Below are 16,409 nucleotides of genomic sequence, written 5' to 3' on the forward strand. Positions count from 1 at the left end.
GCCCTAGCCCTGCCGCTGCGCGTGGGTGACGGCGACGTGGATCAGCTCGGCGAGCGTCCGCACGCCGAGCTTCTGGCGCATCTGCGAGCAGGCGTTCGTCACGGTCTTGTAGCTCACCGACAGGTCGGCCGCGATCGCGCCGTAGGAGCGGCCCTGCGCGAGGCGCGCCAGGATCTGCTGCTCGCGCGGGGTCAGCTGCGATTCCGGCGCGCGGCGGGCGTCGGCGCGCAGCATCGCGACCTCGGTCGCCAGCCGTCGGTCGAGATAGACCTCGCCGACGCGGACCTTGGCGAAGGCCTCGAACAGCTCGGCGGAGGCGTGGTCCTTGAGGACGTAGCCGAGGGCGCCGGCCTCGAGCGCGCGGGCGACGATCACGGGGTCGTTGTGCATGCTGAAGACCAGGATGCGCGTCTCGGGCGCGACCGCCCGGATGCGCCGGATCAGGCCGAGGCCGGCCATGCCGCTGCCCTGGAAGGTCAGGTCGCAGATCACCACCGGCGGGCGCAGCCGGTGGAAGATCCGGTAGCCGCCGACGACGGTCGTCGCCTCCGCGATGGTCTCGACGCCGGAATCCTCCAGCACGCGTCGACAGCCCTGCAGGACGATGGGGTGATCATCGATGACGAGAACCGGCAGGCGCGTGGCGGCGGCGTCGATCTGGGATGCGATGGCGTTCATGCGCTCGGCGCGGTGTTGTTCTCGTCGCCCCGGTCAGGCGGAACGGGGATCGTGATCCGGACGATCGCCCCGGGGCCGGCATTGTCAAGGGCGAAGGTGCCGTCGAGGGCCTCCACGCGCTCGCGCATCCCCGACAGACCGAGCCCGGTGCCGTGTTCCGGCGGGATTCCGGTGCCGTTGTCGCGGATGGTGAGGTCGATCCGGCCGCCGGTCTCAGCCGCCTCGGCCTCCACCCGGGTCGCGGCGCCGTGCCGCACGGCGTTGGTGGCGCTCTCCTGCACGCAGCGGAACACCGTGAGGTCCACGAGGTCGCCGTAGCCCCGGGCCAGCCCGTCGAAGCGGCCCGCGAAGGTGATGCCGGGATGGCGCTGCCCGAAGCCGCGCAGGAGCAGGTCGAGGCAGGTCGCCAGGGGCGCCTGCCCGAGGCCGTGCGGCCGCAGGCGGTTCAGGAGTTCCCGGTTGACGGTCTGGACCTGCCCGACGATCGCGCTGATCTCGGCCGCCCGGGCGGCGAGCTTCTCGCGGCTCGGCTCGGCCGTGCCGGAGGCGATGCGGCCGATCGAGGCGGCGTTGGCCTCCAAGGCGAACAGGCACGGGCCGAACTCGTCGTGCAGTTCCAGGGCCGTCCGGCGGCGCTCGTCGTCCTGCGCGGTCAGGAGCTGGCGGTTGAGGCGGCCGTTGGCGGCCCGGACCTCGCCGAGGGCCTCGGCGACCTTGTTGAATCGCTCGGCGATCACCGCCAGTTCCCGGGCGCCCGGCGGCTCCAGGCGGGCGGTGTAGTCGTGATGCTCCAGCTGCGTCAGGCCGGCGCCGAGCCGCCGCAGCGGCGCGAGGATTCGGCCGAGCGCGATGTAGAGGGCGATCAGCATGGCGGCGTTGATCGCCAGGGTGGTCAGCGAGAGCGCCCGGGCATAGCCCCAGATCTCGTCGATCTCGTCCATCGGCTGGGTGGTGATCTGCGCCGTGCCGAGCCGCTGCCCGTTGACCACGATCGGCAGGGCGTGGCGCTCGATCGGCGGCATGATCAGGTCGGCGAACCAGCGCGGCGCCTCCCGATCGCTGCGCGCCGGCGGCAGCGGCCGGCCGATTTGGTCGCCGTCCGCGTCGAGCACCGCGACCCGGACGTGCCGCAGGACCTTGAAGCGGAGGTCGAGCGTCTGGAGCAGGGTGTCGGGCGAGGCCGTGTCCGACAGGCGGATCGTGTCGGCCACCAGTGATTCGACGGTGGCGAGCGACGCGCGGGTCTCGACGCGCACCGCCGACCGGGCGTTCAGCACGACGACCGCGCAGGAGATCAGGGCCGCGAAGGCGTCGATGAGCAGGACCACCGCGACGAGGCGCGCGCGGGTGGACCAGGCCGACCAGGGCCAGCGTCGGAGCCGGGGGCCCTCCGCCAGCGCGGCGGCCGTCTCGGAACTCGGGGGCGGGTTCGGGCGGGTATCCACGCGGTGACGCATAGCGACCGCGCCGACGAAGTCCATGGTGCCCGCCCGGGACGGCGGGCGCGCGGCGGGCGCGGACACGCTGAGTCCGCCGGAGCCGCGCCGGCGGCGCCGGTCCGAACACCGATTCTTAAGCGGCGGGGCGTAATCTTGTGGATAGCCGCGCCAGGACTGCCTGGGCAGGCAATTCGGGCCGACATCATTGCGCCGTATTGCAGCTCCTCTATCGCCACCAGAGTCGAACCACCTTCGAATCCTCGGAGTGTGGCGGCCGGTGAAGGGGAGCCCGGTCGCGCACGGCGTGTATCGTGTCAGAGACCCCGGCCCATGATCGATCTCAACCTCGACCCGTCCGAGACCCGGCCCAACCGGATGCCGGCGGCCAAGCTCGGGCCGTCGCTGAACCTCAAGGTCGTCCTCTTCGGCCTCGCCGGCGCGGGCGCCCTGGTCGGCTTCGGCGTCGCGGCCTCGACGGTCATGGCCGGTCTAGCGGCGCCGGCGCCGGTCAAGATCGTCTCGTCCGGCCAGGCCGCGAATTGGCCCGAGCTGAAGGACGGGTTGCCCGCCATCAAGGGCTCCGTCCAGGCGGCACCCGTCCCCGCGAAGCCCGCGCAGCCCGAGACGCCGGCCCTGCGGATGGTGTCGCTGCCGGAAGCCTTCGCGGCGATCACGCCCGCCCCGAAGGCGCCCGCGCCCGCCGCCCCGCAGCCGTCGGCTCCGCCTCCCGCCAAGGTCGCCGCGGCCGCGGTCGCGCCGACCCAGCGGATCCCGGTCCCGACCCCCGTCACGCCGGTCGCGGCCGCTCGGGAAGTCGCGCCGCTCGCGCCTGCCCGCACGGCCGCCCTTCAGACACCCCGTGCCTCAGAGACGGTCCGGGCCCGCGAACTCGTCGAGTCGGCCGCGGCCAAGTCGACCCCGGTGGCCGAGAGCGCCGAGCGCCCGGAGAAGGCCGAGCGGACGGAGAAGGCTGAGCGGACGGAGAAGGCTGAGCGCGCCGAGAAGATGGAGCGCGCGGAGAAGATGGAGCGCGCGGAGAAGGCGGGACGCTCCGAGAGGACCGATCGCGCCCAGAAGGCCGAGCCCGCGGAGAAGCCTGCGCCCAAGGCGGTGGCGACCCGCAAGGCGCCCGCTCCGGCGCGGACCGCCGACAAGGCGAAGGGTCCCGCGCCCGCGACCGTGGCCCAGGCGGAACCCGCCGAGGCGGAGGACACCGAGGTGCTCGGGATCAAGCTCCCGTCCCTGGCGCCGGCCGGGCGGAAGCTGAAGGAGAGCGTGGACGCCCTCGGCGACGCCGTCAAGAACGTGTTCTGAGCCGCCGCCCCGGCCCTCGAGACAGGGACCGGGGCGGCTATCGCGGTCCGGCGCTCAGGCCCGGCCGGTGTGGCGTCCGGCCTTGTCGCCCTTCGGTCCGGTGCGCTCGACCTTGCGCTGATGCTTGCCGGCGCGCGGGCTCGCGAAGCCCTTCGGGCCGTCGGGGCGGCCCTTGCGCTCGGCCGGCCCCGCGTCGCCCCCGAGTGCCTCGACCTGGATCTCCGGCGAGCCGTTGCGGGCGAAGGATTCGGCGAAGTGCGCCGCCGCGTTGCCTCGGATCTCGAACTTGGTCTCGCGGTCGAAGATTCGGATGGCACCGATCTCCTGGCGCCCGATACCGCCCCGGCGGGTCAGCATCGGCAGCAGGCGGCGCGGGTCGGCGTTGTCGCGGCGGCCGAGGTTGAGCCGGAACCAGACCGCCGGACCCATGGCGGCGATGCGCTCCGGGTCCATCGGGTCGTAGGGCGGCCGCTCGCCGCGGGTCGCGCGGCCCTCGCCCGGATCGCTGACCTCCTCGGGCGCCGGCAGGCGCGTGCGGTACACGCGGGCCAGGAGCGCGGCGAGTTCCTCCGGGCTCTTGCCGGCGAGCAGCGTCTCGGCGAGCGCGACGTCCTCCTCGGCGGGCGGCTCGGCGAAGAGCGGGTCGGAGAGCATGCGCTCGCCGTCGAGCCGGCGGATCTCGTCGGCCGAGGGCGGCCCCGACCATTCGGGGCTCACCTTGGCGATGGCGAACATCTGCTCGGCCCGGCGCCGCCGCGAATTGGGGATCAGCAGCACCGAGGTGCCCTTGCGGCCGGCCCGGCCGGTGCGCCCGCTGCGGTGCTGCATCACCTCGGCGTCGTGCGGGAGATCCGCGTGGATGACGAGGCTGAGCGACGGCAGGTCGATGCCGCGGGCGGCGACGTCGGTCGCGACGCAGACCCGGGCGCGGCCGTCGCGGAGGGCCTGGAGGGCGGCGTTGCGCTCGCCCTGCCCCAGCTCGCCCGAGAGCGCCACCACGGAGAAGCCCCGCTCGGTCAGGCTGGCCTGGAGGTGCCGGACGGCGTTACGGGTGTTGCAGAAGACGATCGCGGTCTTGGCGTCGGCCTCGCGCAGGAGGTTGAGCACCACGTGCTCGGTCTCCCGCGGCATGATCCGCACCGCCCGGTAGGCGATGTCGGCGTGGCCCTTGGTCTCGCCCTTGATCGCGAGCCGGAGGGCGCCGCGCTGGTAGCGCTCGGCCAGCGTCTCGATTGCCTTCGGCAGCGTGGCGGAGAACAGGTAGGTGGCCCGCTCCGGCGGCGTCGCCGAGAGGATGAACTCGATATCCTCCCGGAAGCCGAGATCGAGCATCTCGTCGGCCTCGTCGAGAATAACCGCCCGCAGCGCCGTGGGGTCGAGGTTGCGGCGCTCCAAGTGGTCGCGCAGGCGCCCCGGCGTTCCCACAACGATGTGGGTGCCCTCGGCCAGCATCCGGCTCTCCCGGCGCGGATCCATGCCGCCGACGCAGGCCGCGACCCGGCCACCGGCGGGGCCGTAGAGCCAGGACAGCTCCCGCTGGACCTGCAGGGCGAGTTCCCGGGTCGGAGCGATCACGAGGGCCAGGGGCGCCGCCGGGGGCGGCAGATGGTCGGCCTCCCCGATCAGCATGCTGGCCATGGCGAGGCCGTAGGCCACGGTCTTGCCGGACCCGGTCTGGGCCGAGACGAGGAGATCGCGGGAGCCGGCGGCGGCCTCCAGCACGGCGGCCTGGACCGGGGTCGGGTCGGCGTAGCCGCGGTCGCTCAGGGCCCGCGCGAGGGGGGCGGGCAGGGTCGGGAAAGGCAAGCTTCGGGAACTCTCAACGGCCGTGCCGCGCCCGGCAGCGCGCCATCGCGCGGCGGGGGAATCAGGCGCCGGACTTTATTCGGGTGGACGGAAGGTAGCGCCAAGCGCGGCGACTAACCACTCCCGTTGCAGCATGGGGCGGTTGCGCGCGCTCGATCCGCGACGCGGCGGTGGCGGCTGCGGCTGCGGCTGCGGCTCGCCACGCTCCCCCGTCCGACGAAGGGCCGCCCACCCGGTCGTCGCGCGCGGACGAGAGGCCGACACCGGTGCGGCGACCTGCTAAGGCACGGTCGAGACTCGTACATCGCAGCCTCGACGCGATCCGGCCGGAGTAGACGTTCATCATGATGGCAGCCCTGCGGGTGGCGGTAGCCTGGGCGACGGTTCTCGCCTTCGCGTGGTTCGGCAAGGACTGGCTCGGAGACCTGTCGCAGCCCCTCTTCGCCGGCGGCCTGTTCGCGTGGCTGCTCGCGGTGATCGTCTGGGCCGCCTTCGGCGTGGTGCACGAGGCCGAGGAGCTGGCCCACCGACTCGGCGAGCCCCTGGGCACCCTGGTCCTGACGCTGGCGATCGTCATCATCGAGGTGGCGCTGATCTCCGCCGTGATGCTGTCGGCCAAGGACGCGCCGACGCTCGGCCGCGACACGATGTTCGCGGTGCTGATGATCGTGCTGAACGGCGTGGTCGGGCTCGGCCTGCTGGTCGGCGGCCTGCGCCATCACCAGCAGCGCTACAATCTGCAGGGGGCCTCGGCCTTCCTTTCGGTGATCATCCCGCTCACGACGATCGCGCTGATCATCCCGAACTTCACGAGCTCCACCAGCGACGGGACCCTGACCACCCTGCAGGCGGTGACGTTCTCGGTCTTCACCCTCGCGCTCTACGGCGTGTTCCTGCTGATCCAGACCGGCCGCCACAGCGAGTTCTTCATCGACGCGGAGGCCCGCGAGGAGGCCGAGACGCCCCACGGCTCCGACCCGGTCTCGGGCGGGAGCGTCGCCAAGCATGTCGGCCTGCTGCTCGCCAACGTCCTCCCCATCGTCGTCCTGGCCAAGAGCCTCGCGGTGATCCTCGACCACGGCATCGCGGCGCTCGGCGCGCCGTCGGCCCTCGGCGGCGTGCTGATCGCCGCCATCGTGTTCACCCCGGAGGGGATCTCGGCGCTGAAGGCGGTGGCGCGCAACGAGCTGCAGCGGGCGATCAACCTGTGCCTGGGCGCGGCCACCTCGACGGTCGGCCTCACCGTCCCGGCGGTCCTGACCATCGGGCTGCTGACCGGACAGACCGTGGTGCTCGGCCTGAAGCCCACCGAGATGACGCTGCTCGCGGTGACGCTGATCCTCAGCGCGCAGACCTTCTCGGGATCGCGCACCACCGTGCTGGAGGGCGCGGTGCACCTCGTGCTGTTCTTCGTCTACCTCGTGCTGATCTTCAGCCCCTGACGCGGATCCGGTCCGCGCGCTTCGATCGTCGCAGATCGATCCGTCATCACGAGCGCAGCGAAGTGACCCAGGGAAGCGCGCTATCGACCAGCGTGGCGCCGCTCGGGATCGCTTCGCTCGCAAGGACGGCAGCGCCGACGCCATCGACCATGATGGCTCCGACCGGACACTCAGGCGCCGAAGCGCTCGGTCCGGATCAGGCCCGGCGCGACGCCCTGCGCCAGGATGAGGTCCGAGGCCGCGGCCACGAACCGGTTCGAGCCGCACAGGAACACCTTCCCGGGCGCCCCGATCCGCGCCAGGGCGTCGGCGACGAGGGGCGCGTCGATCCGCTTGCCGCCGGGCTCGCGCGTCGTCGCGAGGTGGAGGGAGAAGTTGGGATCCGTCTCGGCGAGCCGCTCCAGCTCGGCGACCGCGATCGCCTCGGCGCGGGTGCGGGCCGAGTAGATCAGCGCCGCCGGGATCGCCCGCCAGCCCTGCGCTCGCCGCCGCAGCATGGCCAGGAGCGGCACCACGCCGGACCCGCCGCCGCCCAGTAGCAGCGGCCCGCCGTCGGGACCGTCCCAGGAGAAGGAGCCGCCGATCGGCCCCCGCAGCTCGACCCGGTCGCCGACCTCGGCGCAGCGCGAGAACCAGCCCGAGACCTCGCCGTCCGGCAGGCCCTCGATCATCAGTTCGAGCGTGCCGCTGCCGTCCTGCGCCGAGGCGATGGAGTAGCTGCGCTGCGCTTGGTAGCCGTCCTCGGCGGTGAGCCGGACATCGACGTGCTGCCCGGCCCGGTAGGCCTCGGCGAGGCCGCAGCGCAGCCGGACGCTCTTCACGTGCGGCGTAACCGGCGCGATCGCGGTGATCTCCGCCTCGTGCCAGCGGAAGACGATGGGCTCGATCGCCGGGTCAGTCACTGTGTCCGCCACCGCACCAGTCGCCACGTCAGTCACCACGTCAGTCACCGATGTAGCGCTGCTCACGCCAGGGATCCCCGTACATGTGGTAGCCGCGCAGCTCCCAGAAGCCGGCCGTGTCGGTCTGGGTGAACCGGAGGCCCTTCACCCACTTGGCGCTCTTCCAGAAGTAGAGATGCGGCACGAAGAGCCGCGCCGGGCCACCGTGATCCGGGTGGATCGGCTGGCCCTCGTAGCGCGTCGCCACCAGGGCGCGGCCACCCACGAGGTCGGCCACCGGCACGTTCGTGGTGTAGTCGTCGTGGGATTCCGCGAGGAGATAGCCCGTCGGCGCCGTGATCCCGGCATCCGCCAGGATGTCGTCGAAGCTGACGCCCTCCCAGGTCGTGTCGAACTTCGACCACTTGGTGACGCAGTGGATATCGCCACGCCAGGTGGTCCGGGGCAGCGCCTCGAACGCCTCCCAGCTCCACACCTTGATCGGCCGGGATCCCTCGCGCAACGTGAACCGCCACGTGGCCATGTCGACGGTCGGGTTCGGGCCGATCTGGAGGATCGGGAAGTCGTCGGTCAGGTACTGACCCGGCGGCAGGCGCGCGCCGGTCTCGGGCGGCTGCCTGCGCCCGACGAAGCCCCGTGTCACCATGACGGTCGCCGCTCCTCTCGCTGTCGCCCGGGTTTGGTGCGGCGGAACACCCCACGTCAAGCCGGCATGTGCGGCCGAACAAACGCCCCAAAGCTCGGGTGTGGTAGCAGCTCTGTGCCGATCGATCGGCACGAATCGCCTGCTTTCAGGGGGATGTCATGAAGTACCTTCTCGCGACGAGCCTTGTCGTCGGGAGCCTCGCCACGCTCGCGCCGGCCGCTCAGGCCCGCGACGGCATCGGCGCCGGCGGCGCGGCCGCCCTCGGCGTCCTCGGCGGCCTGGCAGTCGGCGGCGCCATCGCGTCGGCCAACAACGGCTACTACCCGGGCCGCCCGGTCTACCGCGCCCCGCCGCCGGTCTACGTCGAGGAGGATTACGGTCCGGTCTGCCACTTCGAGCGCCGCCGGACCGTCGATCCGTACGGCGACGTCTACATCCGCCGCGTCCGCGTCTGCGAGTAGGCGGCCTCCGGGGTCGCCTCCGCGGCGGGCGCCGGTTTCAGGCGCTCGGCGCAGGCGATCCCGCCGAGCACCAGGGCCAGGGCGAGGGCCTGCGTCGCCCCGAACGGCTCGCCGACCAGCAGGACGGCGAGGATCGCGCCGAAGATCGGCACGAGGTTGACGAACAGGCCGGCGCGGTTCGGGCCGATGATCTCGACGCCGCGCATGAAGAAGAGCTGCGCCAGCAGCGACGGCCCGAGGCCGACGAAGGCGACCATCAGCCAGCCCTCCCGGTTCGGCCAGACGGCGTGGCCGGTCGCCCACTCGACGGCGAGCGGCGGCAGCGAGGTGACGAAGGCCGCGACCGCCATCGCGGCGAAGAACACCAGTGCCGGCACCTGCGGCCGGGTCGGCAGGAAGATCGTGTAGCCCGCGTAGAGCAGGCAGGCCCCGAAGACGAGCACGTCGCCCCGGTTGAAGGCGAGGGTCGTGAGCACGGACAGATCGCCGTGGGTGGCGGCGAGGCCGGCGCCGAACAGGGTCAGTGCCACGCCCAGGACCTGTCCCGGCGTGACCGGCACCCGGTAGGCGAGCCGGTTCATGACGATCACCAGGACCGGGATCGCCCCCTGGAACAGGGCGAGGTTGATCGCGCCGGTATGCGCGCCGGCCGCGTAGAACAGGCAGTTGAAGGCCGTGTAGCCGAGGCCGCCCATCAGCAGGATGCGCAGCCCGTGCGGCCGCAGGAGCGGCCACGCGGCGACGAGACGGCGCCCGGCGACGGGCGTGAGCACCAGGCAAGCGACCGCCCAGCGGAGCGTCGTGATGACCTGGGGCGAGACGTGGCCGGGTGCCCAGCGGCTGGTGACGGCGTTGCCGGCCCAGAGGAGCGCCGTGACGGTCAGCAGCAGGTAGGCGGGCGCGGCCGGGGAGATCCGGCTCGCGCGCCCGGTCGTCAACGGCGGCGGAACTGGCCGCCGCGCACCGGCGGGCGGGGTCCGGAGGAGCGCTCGTCCTTGTGGCGGAACACGAGTCGCCCCTTCTCGAGGTCGTAGGGCGACATCTCGACCGTCACCCGGTCACCGGCCAGCGTCTTGATGCGGTTCTTCTTCATCTTGCCGGCCGTGTAGGCCACGATCTCGTGGCCCTGGTCGAGCTGCACGCGGTAGCGCGCATCCGGCAGGATCTCGATCACGAGACCGTCGAACTGCATCAATTCTTCTTTCGCCATGCACCTTCTCCAGTCGGACCGTCCGGCAGCAGGCGTTCCGGCAATGCGTGTTCGGCTGTCATCGAGCTCGGGAAACGCCGCAGGGCGCGGATCCGATCCGGTGGACCGCCCGCGCCAGCTCAGCAGCACCGCCCGCATGTAGTCCCCGCGGGAACCGGCCGCAAGTCGCGGACGCCGAACACCTTCCGTCATCGACACGATTTGCCGGGTTTCAGGGCTCCGCGTCGTTGCCGGCATAGTCCAGGCGCCCGTCCGGCGTCCGGCGCCAAGTCCGCAGGGCGACCGGCGCGCCGGCGCGGTCGCCCCGTGCGTCGAAGGTGACCGGTCCGAGCAGAGTCCGCGACGGTCCCGCCCGCAGGGCCTCGGCCACCTTGCGGCCGTCGGCGATGCGGCCGGTCTTCGGGTCGGCGGCGCGGGCGCGCTCGGTCGCCTGCGCCAGGAGTTCCACGGCCGCGTAGGCGCCGGCCGCCACGCTCTCCGCCTCGGGGCTTCGCGGCGCCGGGCGGGCGCCGCGCGGTTCGGGCAGGCGCGGCGGATCGGGCGCAAGGGTCATCACGGTCCCCTCCCCGTCCCCGCCGGCCGCCGCGGCGAAGCCCGGATCGAGGATGCCGTCGCTCGCCACCAGCGTCGCGCCGAGGCCGGCCTCCCGCATGGCGTGGAGCAGGCCGGCGGCCTCGGGCGCGAGGCCGCCGAAATACACCGCGTCGAGGCGCGCCGCCTTCAGCCGCCCGACGAGGTCCGCGAGGTCGCGGGTCCCCCGCGGGAAGCCGTCGAACAGCACCTCCGGCGTGCCGGCCTCCTTCAGCCGCGCCGCCACGGCGTCGGCGAGGCTGCGGCCGAAGGTCGAGCGGTCGCTGAGGATCCCGACCCGGCGCCCCGCGAAGGCCCGCGCCAGGTAGGTCCCGGCCGCCCGGCCCTGCTGGGCGTCGCTCGGCCCCAGGCGGAACAGGTTCCACAGACCGCGCCCGGTCAGAGGCCCATAGGCCGCCGCCGACGCCACCGTGACGGCACCCGCCTCCTCGTAGAAGGGGGTCGCGGCCGCGACCGCCCCGGATTCGAGCGGCCCGACCACGAGACGCACGCCGTCGGCGGCGAACTTCTTCGCGACGACGGCGGCCTGCCGGGCCTCGCCGCCGTCGTCGGCCGGGACCAGGACCCAGCGCGGGCGCCCGCCCGCGGCGCGGTTGAGATCGGCCACCGCCTGCTCGGCCCCCTGCCGGAGACCCAGTCCGAAAGCGGAGTCCGGCCCGGTCAGCGGCGCCGACAGGCCGATCCGGATCGGCGCCTGCGCGACGGCCGGGGTGGCCGCGAGGAGGCCGGCGAGGAGCGGGACGAGGCGACGCATCATGGCGCCACTCTAGGGCCGTCGGAGCCCCGACCGGAAGGGCGCTGAGGCCGGATCGGTGCCGGATCGGTGCCGGATCGGTGCCGGATCGTTGAGCGGATCGGTGCCGGATCGGTGCCGGATCGTTGAGCGGATCGGGACGCTGATGCGCGCGGAAGCGCTGGCGGGCGGGCGCGATGTGCGGAATAAGGGCGTCGGTCCGGCCCTTCGCCGGGCTTGCCGGCACCTCTCCACGCGTGCCGGCCGAGACCCTCTGGGACGATTGACGATCATGACCTCGCTGTTCGCCGGCATCCAGGACGCGCCGCTCGACCCGATCATGCGCCTGTTCGAGGCCTTCAACGCCGACCCGAGCCCGAAGAAGCTCAACCTCGTGGTCGGCGTGTACACGGATGCCGAGGGCAAGGTGCCGCGCCTGCGCGCCGTGCAGACGGCCGAGAGGCGCTGGATCGAGAAGGGCCTGCCGAAGACCTACCGGCCGATCGAGGGCACCAAGCCGTTCCGCGACGCCGTCCAGGAGCTGCTGTTCGGCAAGGGCGCGCCGATCCTGTCCCAGAACCGGGCCGCGACGCTCCAGAGCATCGGCGGCACCGGCGCCCTGAAGACCGGCGCCGACCTGCTGGCCAAGCTCTACCCGAACGCCACCGTGGCGGTGAGCAACCCCAGCTGGGAGAATCACAAGGCCCTGTTCAGCCAGGCCGGCTTCACCGTGGTCGACTATCCCTACTTCTCGGCCGAGACCGGCGGCGCCGACTACCCGGCCATGAAGGCCTATCTCCAGGATCTGCCGAAGGGCGCGATCGTGGTGCTGCACGCCTGCTGCCACAACCCGACCGGCGCCGATCTCAGCCTCGACGAGTGGCGCGACCTCGTGCCCCTGATGGCCGAGCGCGGGCTGATCCCGTTCCTCGACATCGCCTACCAGGGCTTCGGCAACGGCCTCGACGCCGACGCCGAGCCGGTGCGGCTGTTCGCGGAGTCGGGCCAGGAATTCCTGGTCGCCTCCTCGTTCTCGAAGTCGTTCTCGCTCTACGGCGAGCGCGTCGGGGCGCTGACCATCGTGGCCGAGAACCCGACCGCGAAGGCCAAGGTCGAGGCCTTCGCCAAGCGCCTCGTCCGGGCGAGCTACTCGAACCCGCACACCCACGGCGCGGCGATCGTCGAGATCGTGCTCACCGATCCGGAGCTGCGCGCGGACTGGGAGCGGGAGCTCGCCGAGATGCGCGACCGGATCCGCGCCATACGCGAGCGGATGGCCGACAGCCTGCAGCAGCGCCATCCCGAGCGCGGCTTCGACGCCATCAAGGCGCAGAAGGGCATGTTCTCCTACACGGGCCTGAGCCCCGCCGAGGCCACCCGCCTGCGCGAGGAGCACGAGGTCTACGCGCTCGAGACCGGCCGGATCTGCGTGGCGGCGGTCAACACCCACAATATCGACCACGTCATCGACGCGATCGACGCGGTGGTGAAGGGCTGAACCCGCGTGGCGGCCCTCAAGCGCGTCTGCCGATTCAACGTCTGGATCAACCCGGTCTTCGACGCGCGCCTGGGGGCCGAGCCCGACATCGACCTGCAGGTCGGCGACCTGCGGGGACCGGAGGACGCGCTCGCGGCGCTGCTGGCGCAGGCCCACGTCCTCCACGTCTCGCCGGCGCGGGACGAGCTGCCGCGCCGCTGGCACGTGACCGACGCGCTGCTCGCCGACTGCCCGAACCTCCTGGCGGTCTCGTCGGCCGGGGCGGGCTTCGACACGGTGGACGCCGCCGCCTGCACCCGGGCCGGCGTCGCGGTGGTGAACCAAGTGGGCGGCAACGCCCGGTCGGTGGCGGAGATGGCGATCGGCCTGATGCTCGCCGTCTCGCGCAAGATCTGCCTCTCGGACCGGCTGCTCCGGACCGCGCGCGGCTTCACCCGCGAATCGCTCATGGGCCACGAGATCGGCGGCGCGACGCTGGGCCTCGTCGGGATCGGGCATACCGGCCAGGAGGTGGCCAAGCTCGCGCGCGGCTTCGACATGCGGGTTCTCGCCCACGATCCCCTGCTCTCGGGCGATGAGACCCGGTCCCGCGGCGCGGAGCCGGTCGACCGGGCGCGGCTCCTCGCCGAGTCCGACATCGTGTCCCTGCACTGCCCCCTCGACGACACGACCCGCGGCAGCTTCGACGCCGCTGCCTTCGCGGCGATGAAGCCGGGCGCGCTGTTCATCACCACCGCCCGGGGCGGGGTGCACGACGAGGCCGCGCTCGCGGCGGCGCTCACCGCCGGCCATCTCGCGGGGGCGGGCCTCGACGTCTGGGCTCCGGAGCCACCGCCCCTCGACGCGGCCCTGCTGCAGCTCGACACCGTGGTGGCGACCTACCACACCGCCGGCGTCACCCACGAGGCGCGGCGCAACGTGGCCGCCTGGGGCGCCGAGCAGATCATCGGCCTGCTCCGGGGCGAGACGCCGCCGCGCCTCGTCAACCCGGAGGTCTGGCCCGCCGTACTGGAGCGCCGGGGGCGGCTGTTCGGCGACGCCTGACCGGGAGCAGGTCCCTCGCCGCGCTGCCCCGGTGGTGCGCGATCCTGTGGACATCTCGCGCGCGATGGGGCGGGCGCCAAAGGTCGCGACGGCGCGACGCCCTGACCCCGTGCGGGCTCGGGCCGTCCGGCACTGAGCCGCTTCAAGTCCGCATCGATGTCCGACGCCGTTCGATCCGCGCCGCTCTTCCGGGGCGCCGCAGGCGACCCCGCACCGCGAGAGGCACGCCGCCGGCCCCGCCCGAAGCGTCGACGGTACGACCGCGTCCCAGCTCGGCCTGCCGGGATCCGGAGTTCCGTTCGCACCCTCCCACCGATGGTCCCAGGCAGCCGCCAGATTGCGGGCGCGATGTCGATCCCGGTCAGATTGTAGTTATTCAAAATCCAGTCTTCCGGAGTATCCCGAAAGCAAGCTTGACCGTTAATGTTTCTCTCCCGTATCTGGCGCCACTCGAAACGGAACGGTCGACATCGTGGTACGGCGCAACTGTGCGAAATCTTGCACGCGGACATCGCGCGGCGTTTCTGGACGCGCATTCAAGATCTCTCTGATCCTCGCGCCCGTATTCCTTCCATCTTCAGCCTCGGCACAACTTGCCGTTGACAGCACTCAGGAGGTCACGCTCGAGGAACTCTCGGTGGCGGGGACCGGCGACGGGAATACCCGCGTCGACGGCTACCGGGTCGCGCGGGCGGTGAGCGCCACGCGGACCGACACGCCCGTCCGCGAGGTGCCGCAGACCATCGTGGCGGTGCCGCAGGAGGTGCTGGAGGACGCGGCGGCGACGCGGATCGACAGCGCCCTCGACCTCGCGGGCGTCGGCCGCGGCAACAATTTCGGCGGTCTCGGCCTGACCGAGTTCACGATCCGCGGCGTGGCGACCGGCGAGTATTACCGCAACGGGTTCCCGATCAACCGCGGCTACCCCAACAGCCCCGACATCGTCTCCATCGAGCGCATCGAGGTCCTCAAGGGCCCCTCGGCCTTCCTGTACGGCCGCGGCGATCCCGGCGGCACCTTCAACATCGTGACCAAGCAGCCGCTGGCGGCGCGTTCCCTCACGGTCGGCACGCAGTACGGCAGCTTCGGCGCGAAGCGGAGCACCTTCGACGCCACGGGCGCCCTCGACGAGAGCGGCCAGGTGCTGGCGCGCGTCACCGGCGCCGTCGAGGATAACGGCAGCTTCCGGGACTTCGTCACCAGCGACCGCTACGCCCTCGCCCCGGTCATCGCCTGGAAGCCGAGTGCGGACACGACCATCACCCTGGAGGGTGACCTCATCAGCACGGCGCAGACCTTCGACCGCGGCATCGTGCCGTTGGGGGGCAACGTGCGCGCCCTGCCCCGCAGCCGCTTCATCGGCGAGCCGGGCCTGCCGCCGGCCCATGTCGACAACGCCCTCGGCCAGTTGCGCGTCGAGCACCGGTTCGACCAAGACTGGGTGCTGAATGCCGGCGCCCAGGTGCTCGGCGGGAACCTGTCGGGCTACGGGGTCGGCGCCATCGGCCTGCTGCCGGACGGGCGGACCCAGCGGCGGACCCTGGAATGGCGAGACCTGACGTGGTCCGACCTCGACCTGCAGGTGAATCTCGCGGGCAAGTTCGAGACCGGCCCGTTCCGCCACACGCTCCTGCTCGGGCTGGAATACGACAGCTACCGCTATCGCGAGGTGTTCAACCGCTCGAACGTCACGACGAACCCGTTCCTCCTCGACCTGCTGGCGCCCCGTTACGGCCAGCCGCTGCCGCCGATCACGGCGCGGGTCACGAACTTCCTGCAGAAGACGCAGAGCTACGCCGGCTACGTGCAGGACCAGATCGACATCACGCCCCGCCTCCACGCCCTGGTGGGTGTCCGCGTCGAGGATCTGGGACTGGTCTCCACGAACAACCTGACGAAGGGGACCACAAGCCTGCAGGGGACAGCCGCCACGCCGCGCTTCGGCCTGCTCTACGACCTGACCGACACGGTCGCGGTCTACGGCAACTACGCGCGCTCCTTCCGGCCCAATACCGGTACGGATCGCAGCGGCCGGCCCTTCGCGTTCGAGGAGGGCGAGGGCTACGAGGCCGGCGCGAAGGTCAGCCTCCTCGACGGCCGCCTCGATGCCACCGCCGCCCTGTTCGAGATCCGGCGCTCCAACGTCCTGAGCACCGATCCGGTCGACTCGAATTTCAGCGTGGCCACCGGCACGGTCCGCAGCCGCGGCTTCGACCTGACGGCCGCCGGCTACCTGGCCGAGGGCTGGCGGGTGATCGGGACCTACACGCGTGTCGACGCGGCCGTCGCCCGCGACAACACGCTGCCGGTCGGCACGCGCATCGCCAACGTGCCCGCCAACAGCCTCGCGTTCCAGACCGTCTACGAGTTCCAGAGCGGCGACTTGAAGGGGCTCGGGCTCGGCGGCGGCCTCGACTTCGTCGGCCGGCGCGCCGCGGGGACAGCGCTCGCGACCTTCGACCTGCCGCAATACACGCTGGTGAACCTGATCTCGTACTATCAGATCGCGCCGGGCGTCCGGATCTACCTGAACGTCGACAACCTGTTCGACGCGTCGTTCTACGACCGCGCGTTCCAGAACCGCTACGCGACGCCGGGGCAGCCCCGCACGATCATCGGCGGCGTCGCCGCCCGGTTCTGACGCC

14 protein-coding genes are annotated in these 16,409 nt (G+C 72.3%); 6 read left to right on the forward strand and 8 right to left on the reverse strand.

Annotated elements, in window-relative coordinates:
- Positions 1-3: 3 nt before the first annotated feature.
- Entirely contained in the window at positions 4-678 is a 675-nt protein-coding gene (locus tag MOTC310_RS14940; RefSeq protein WP_012320334.1) for a response regulator, read from the reverse strand.
- Positions 675-2,159 carry an ATP-binding protein gene (locus MOTC310_RS14945; protein WP_331302488.1) on the reverse strand — a complete coding sequence of 495 codons (1,485 nt, stop codon included), beginning with the start codon at positions 2,157-2,159 and terminating at the stop codon, positions 675-677. Before MOTC310_RS14945 ends, MOTC310_RS14940 begins: the two co-directional genes overlap by 4 nt.
- 288 nt (positions 2,160-2,447) lie before the next feature.
- Between MOTC310_RS14945 and MOTC310_RS14950 the strand changes: the two genes are divergently transcribed.
- Positions 2,448-3,431 carry a hypothetical protein gene (locus tag MOTC310_RS14950; RefSeq protein ID WP_331302339.1) on the forward strand — a complete coding sequence of 328 codons (984 nt, stop codon included), beginning with the start codon at positions 2,448-2,450 and terminating at the stop codon, positions 3,429-3,431.
- A gap of 54 nt (positions 3,432-3,485) precedes the next feature.
- Here the strand turns inward: MOTC310_RS14950 and MOTC310_RS14955 are convergent, their stop codons facing one another.
- Positions 3,486-5,237: a DEAD/DEAH box helicase gene (locus MOTC310_RS14955; protein WP_331302340.1), complete on the reverse strand. Its 1,752-nt coding sequence runs from the start codon at positions 5,235-5,237 to the stop codon at positions 3,486-3,488.
- A gap of 344 nt (positions 5,238-5,581) precedes the next feature.
- On the opposite strand from MOTC310_RS14955, the gene MOTC310_RS14960 reads away from it, so the two are divergent.
- Entirely contained in the window at positions 5,582-6,679 is a 1,098-nt protein-coding gene (locus MOTC310_RS14960; protein WP_331302341.1) for a calcium:cation antiporter, read from the forward strand.
- 170 nt (positions 6,680-6,849) lie between these two features.
- Here the strand turns inward: MOTC310_RS14960 and MOTC310_RS14965 are convergent, their stop codons facing one another.
- Positions 6,850-7,581, reverse strand: a complete 732-nt coding sequence (locus MOTC310_RS14965) for an FAD-binding oxidoreductase (RefSeq protein ID WP_331302489.1) — start codon at positions 7,579-7,581, stop codon at positions 6,850-6,852.
- A 40-nt stretch (positions 7,582-7,621) separates the two neighbouring features.
- Positions 7,622-8,227: a sulfite oxidase-like oxidoreductase gene (locus MOTC310_RS14970; protein WP_331291138.1), complete on the reverse strand. Its 606-nt coding sequence runs from the start codon at positions 8,225-8,227 to the stop codon at positions 7,622-7,624.
- Between the two features lie 158 nt (positions 8,228-8,385).
- Here MOTC310_RS14970 and MOTC310_RS14975 point away from each other — a divergent pair, with 158 nt between their 5' ends.
- Positions 8,386-8,688: a hypothetical protein gene (locus MOTC310_RS14975; RefSeq protein WP_091781038.1), complete on the forward strand. Its 303-nt coding sequence runs from the start codon at positions 8,386-8,388 to the stop codon at positions 8,686-8,688.
- Here MOTC310_RS14975 and MOTC310_RS14980 read toward each other — a convergent pair.
- The 3 genes from MOTC310_RS14980 to MOTC310_RS14990 form a co-directional block, all read right to left on the reverse strand.
- Complete coding sequence (locus tag MOTC310_RS14980; protein WP_331302342.1) at positions 8,658-9,626, reverse strand: DMT family transporter; 969 nt, start codon at positions 9,624-9,626, stop codon at positions 8,658-8,660. The genes MOTC310_RS14975 and MOTC310_RS14980 overlap by 31 nt on opposite strands.
- Complete coding sequence (gene infA, locus MOTC310_RS14985) at positions 9,623-9,898, reverse strand: translation initiation factor IF-1 (RefSeq protein WP_012320343.1); 276 nt, start codon at positions 9,896-9,898, stop codon at positions 9,623-9,625. The genes MOTC310_RS14980 and infA overlap by 4 nt, the downstream gene beginning before the upstream one ends.
- Before the next feature lie 211 nt (positions 9,899-10,109).
- Positions 10,110-11,246 carry a branched-chain amino acid ABC transporter substrate-binding protein gene (locus MOTC310_RS14990; RefSeq protein ID WP_331302343.1) on the reverse strand — a complete coding sequence of 379 codons (1,137 nt, stop codon included), beginning with the start codon at positions 11,244-11,246 and terminating at the stop codon, positions 10,110-10,112.
- Positions 11,247-11,514: 268 nt separating this feature from the next.
- Here MOTC310_RS14990 and MOTC310_RS14995 point away from each other — a divergent pair, with 268 nt between their 5' ends.
- The 3 genes from MOTC310_RS14995 (at position 11,515) to MOTC310_RS15005 (ending at position 16,405) form a co-directional block, all read left to right on the forward strand.
- The gene (locus tag MOTC310_RS14995) at positions 11,515-12,720 is read left to right on the forward strand and encodes an amino acid aminotransferase (protein WP_331302344.1); all 1,206 of its coding nucleotides are present in this window, start codon (positions 11,515-11,517) and stop codon (positions 12,718-12,720) included.
- Positions 12,721-12,726: 6 nt separating this feature from the next.
- Positions 12,727-13,764 carry a hydroxyacid dehydrogenase gene (locus tag MOTC310_RS15000; RefSeq protein ID WP_331302345.1) on the forward strand — a complete coding sequence of 346 codons (1,038 nt, stop codon included), beginning with the start codon at positions 12,727-12,729 and terminating at the stop codon, positions 13,762-13,764.
- 637 nt (positions 13,765-14,401) lie between these two features.
- On the forward strand, positions 14,402-16,405 hold the full coding sequence (locus MOTC310_RS15005) for a TonB-dependent siderophore receptor (protein ID WP_331302346.1): 2,004 nt from the start codon (positions 14,402-14,404) through the stop codon (positions 16,403-16,405).
- Positions 16,406-16,409 lie beyond the last annotated feature (4 nt).

Source organism: Methylobacterium oryzae (genome assembly GCF_036441375.1).
Lineage (GTDB): Bacteria > Pseudomonadota > Alphaproteobacteria > Rhizobiales > Beijerinckiaceae > Methylobacterium > Methylobacterium oryzae_A.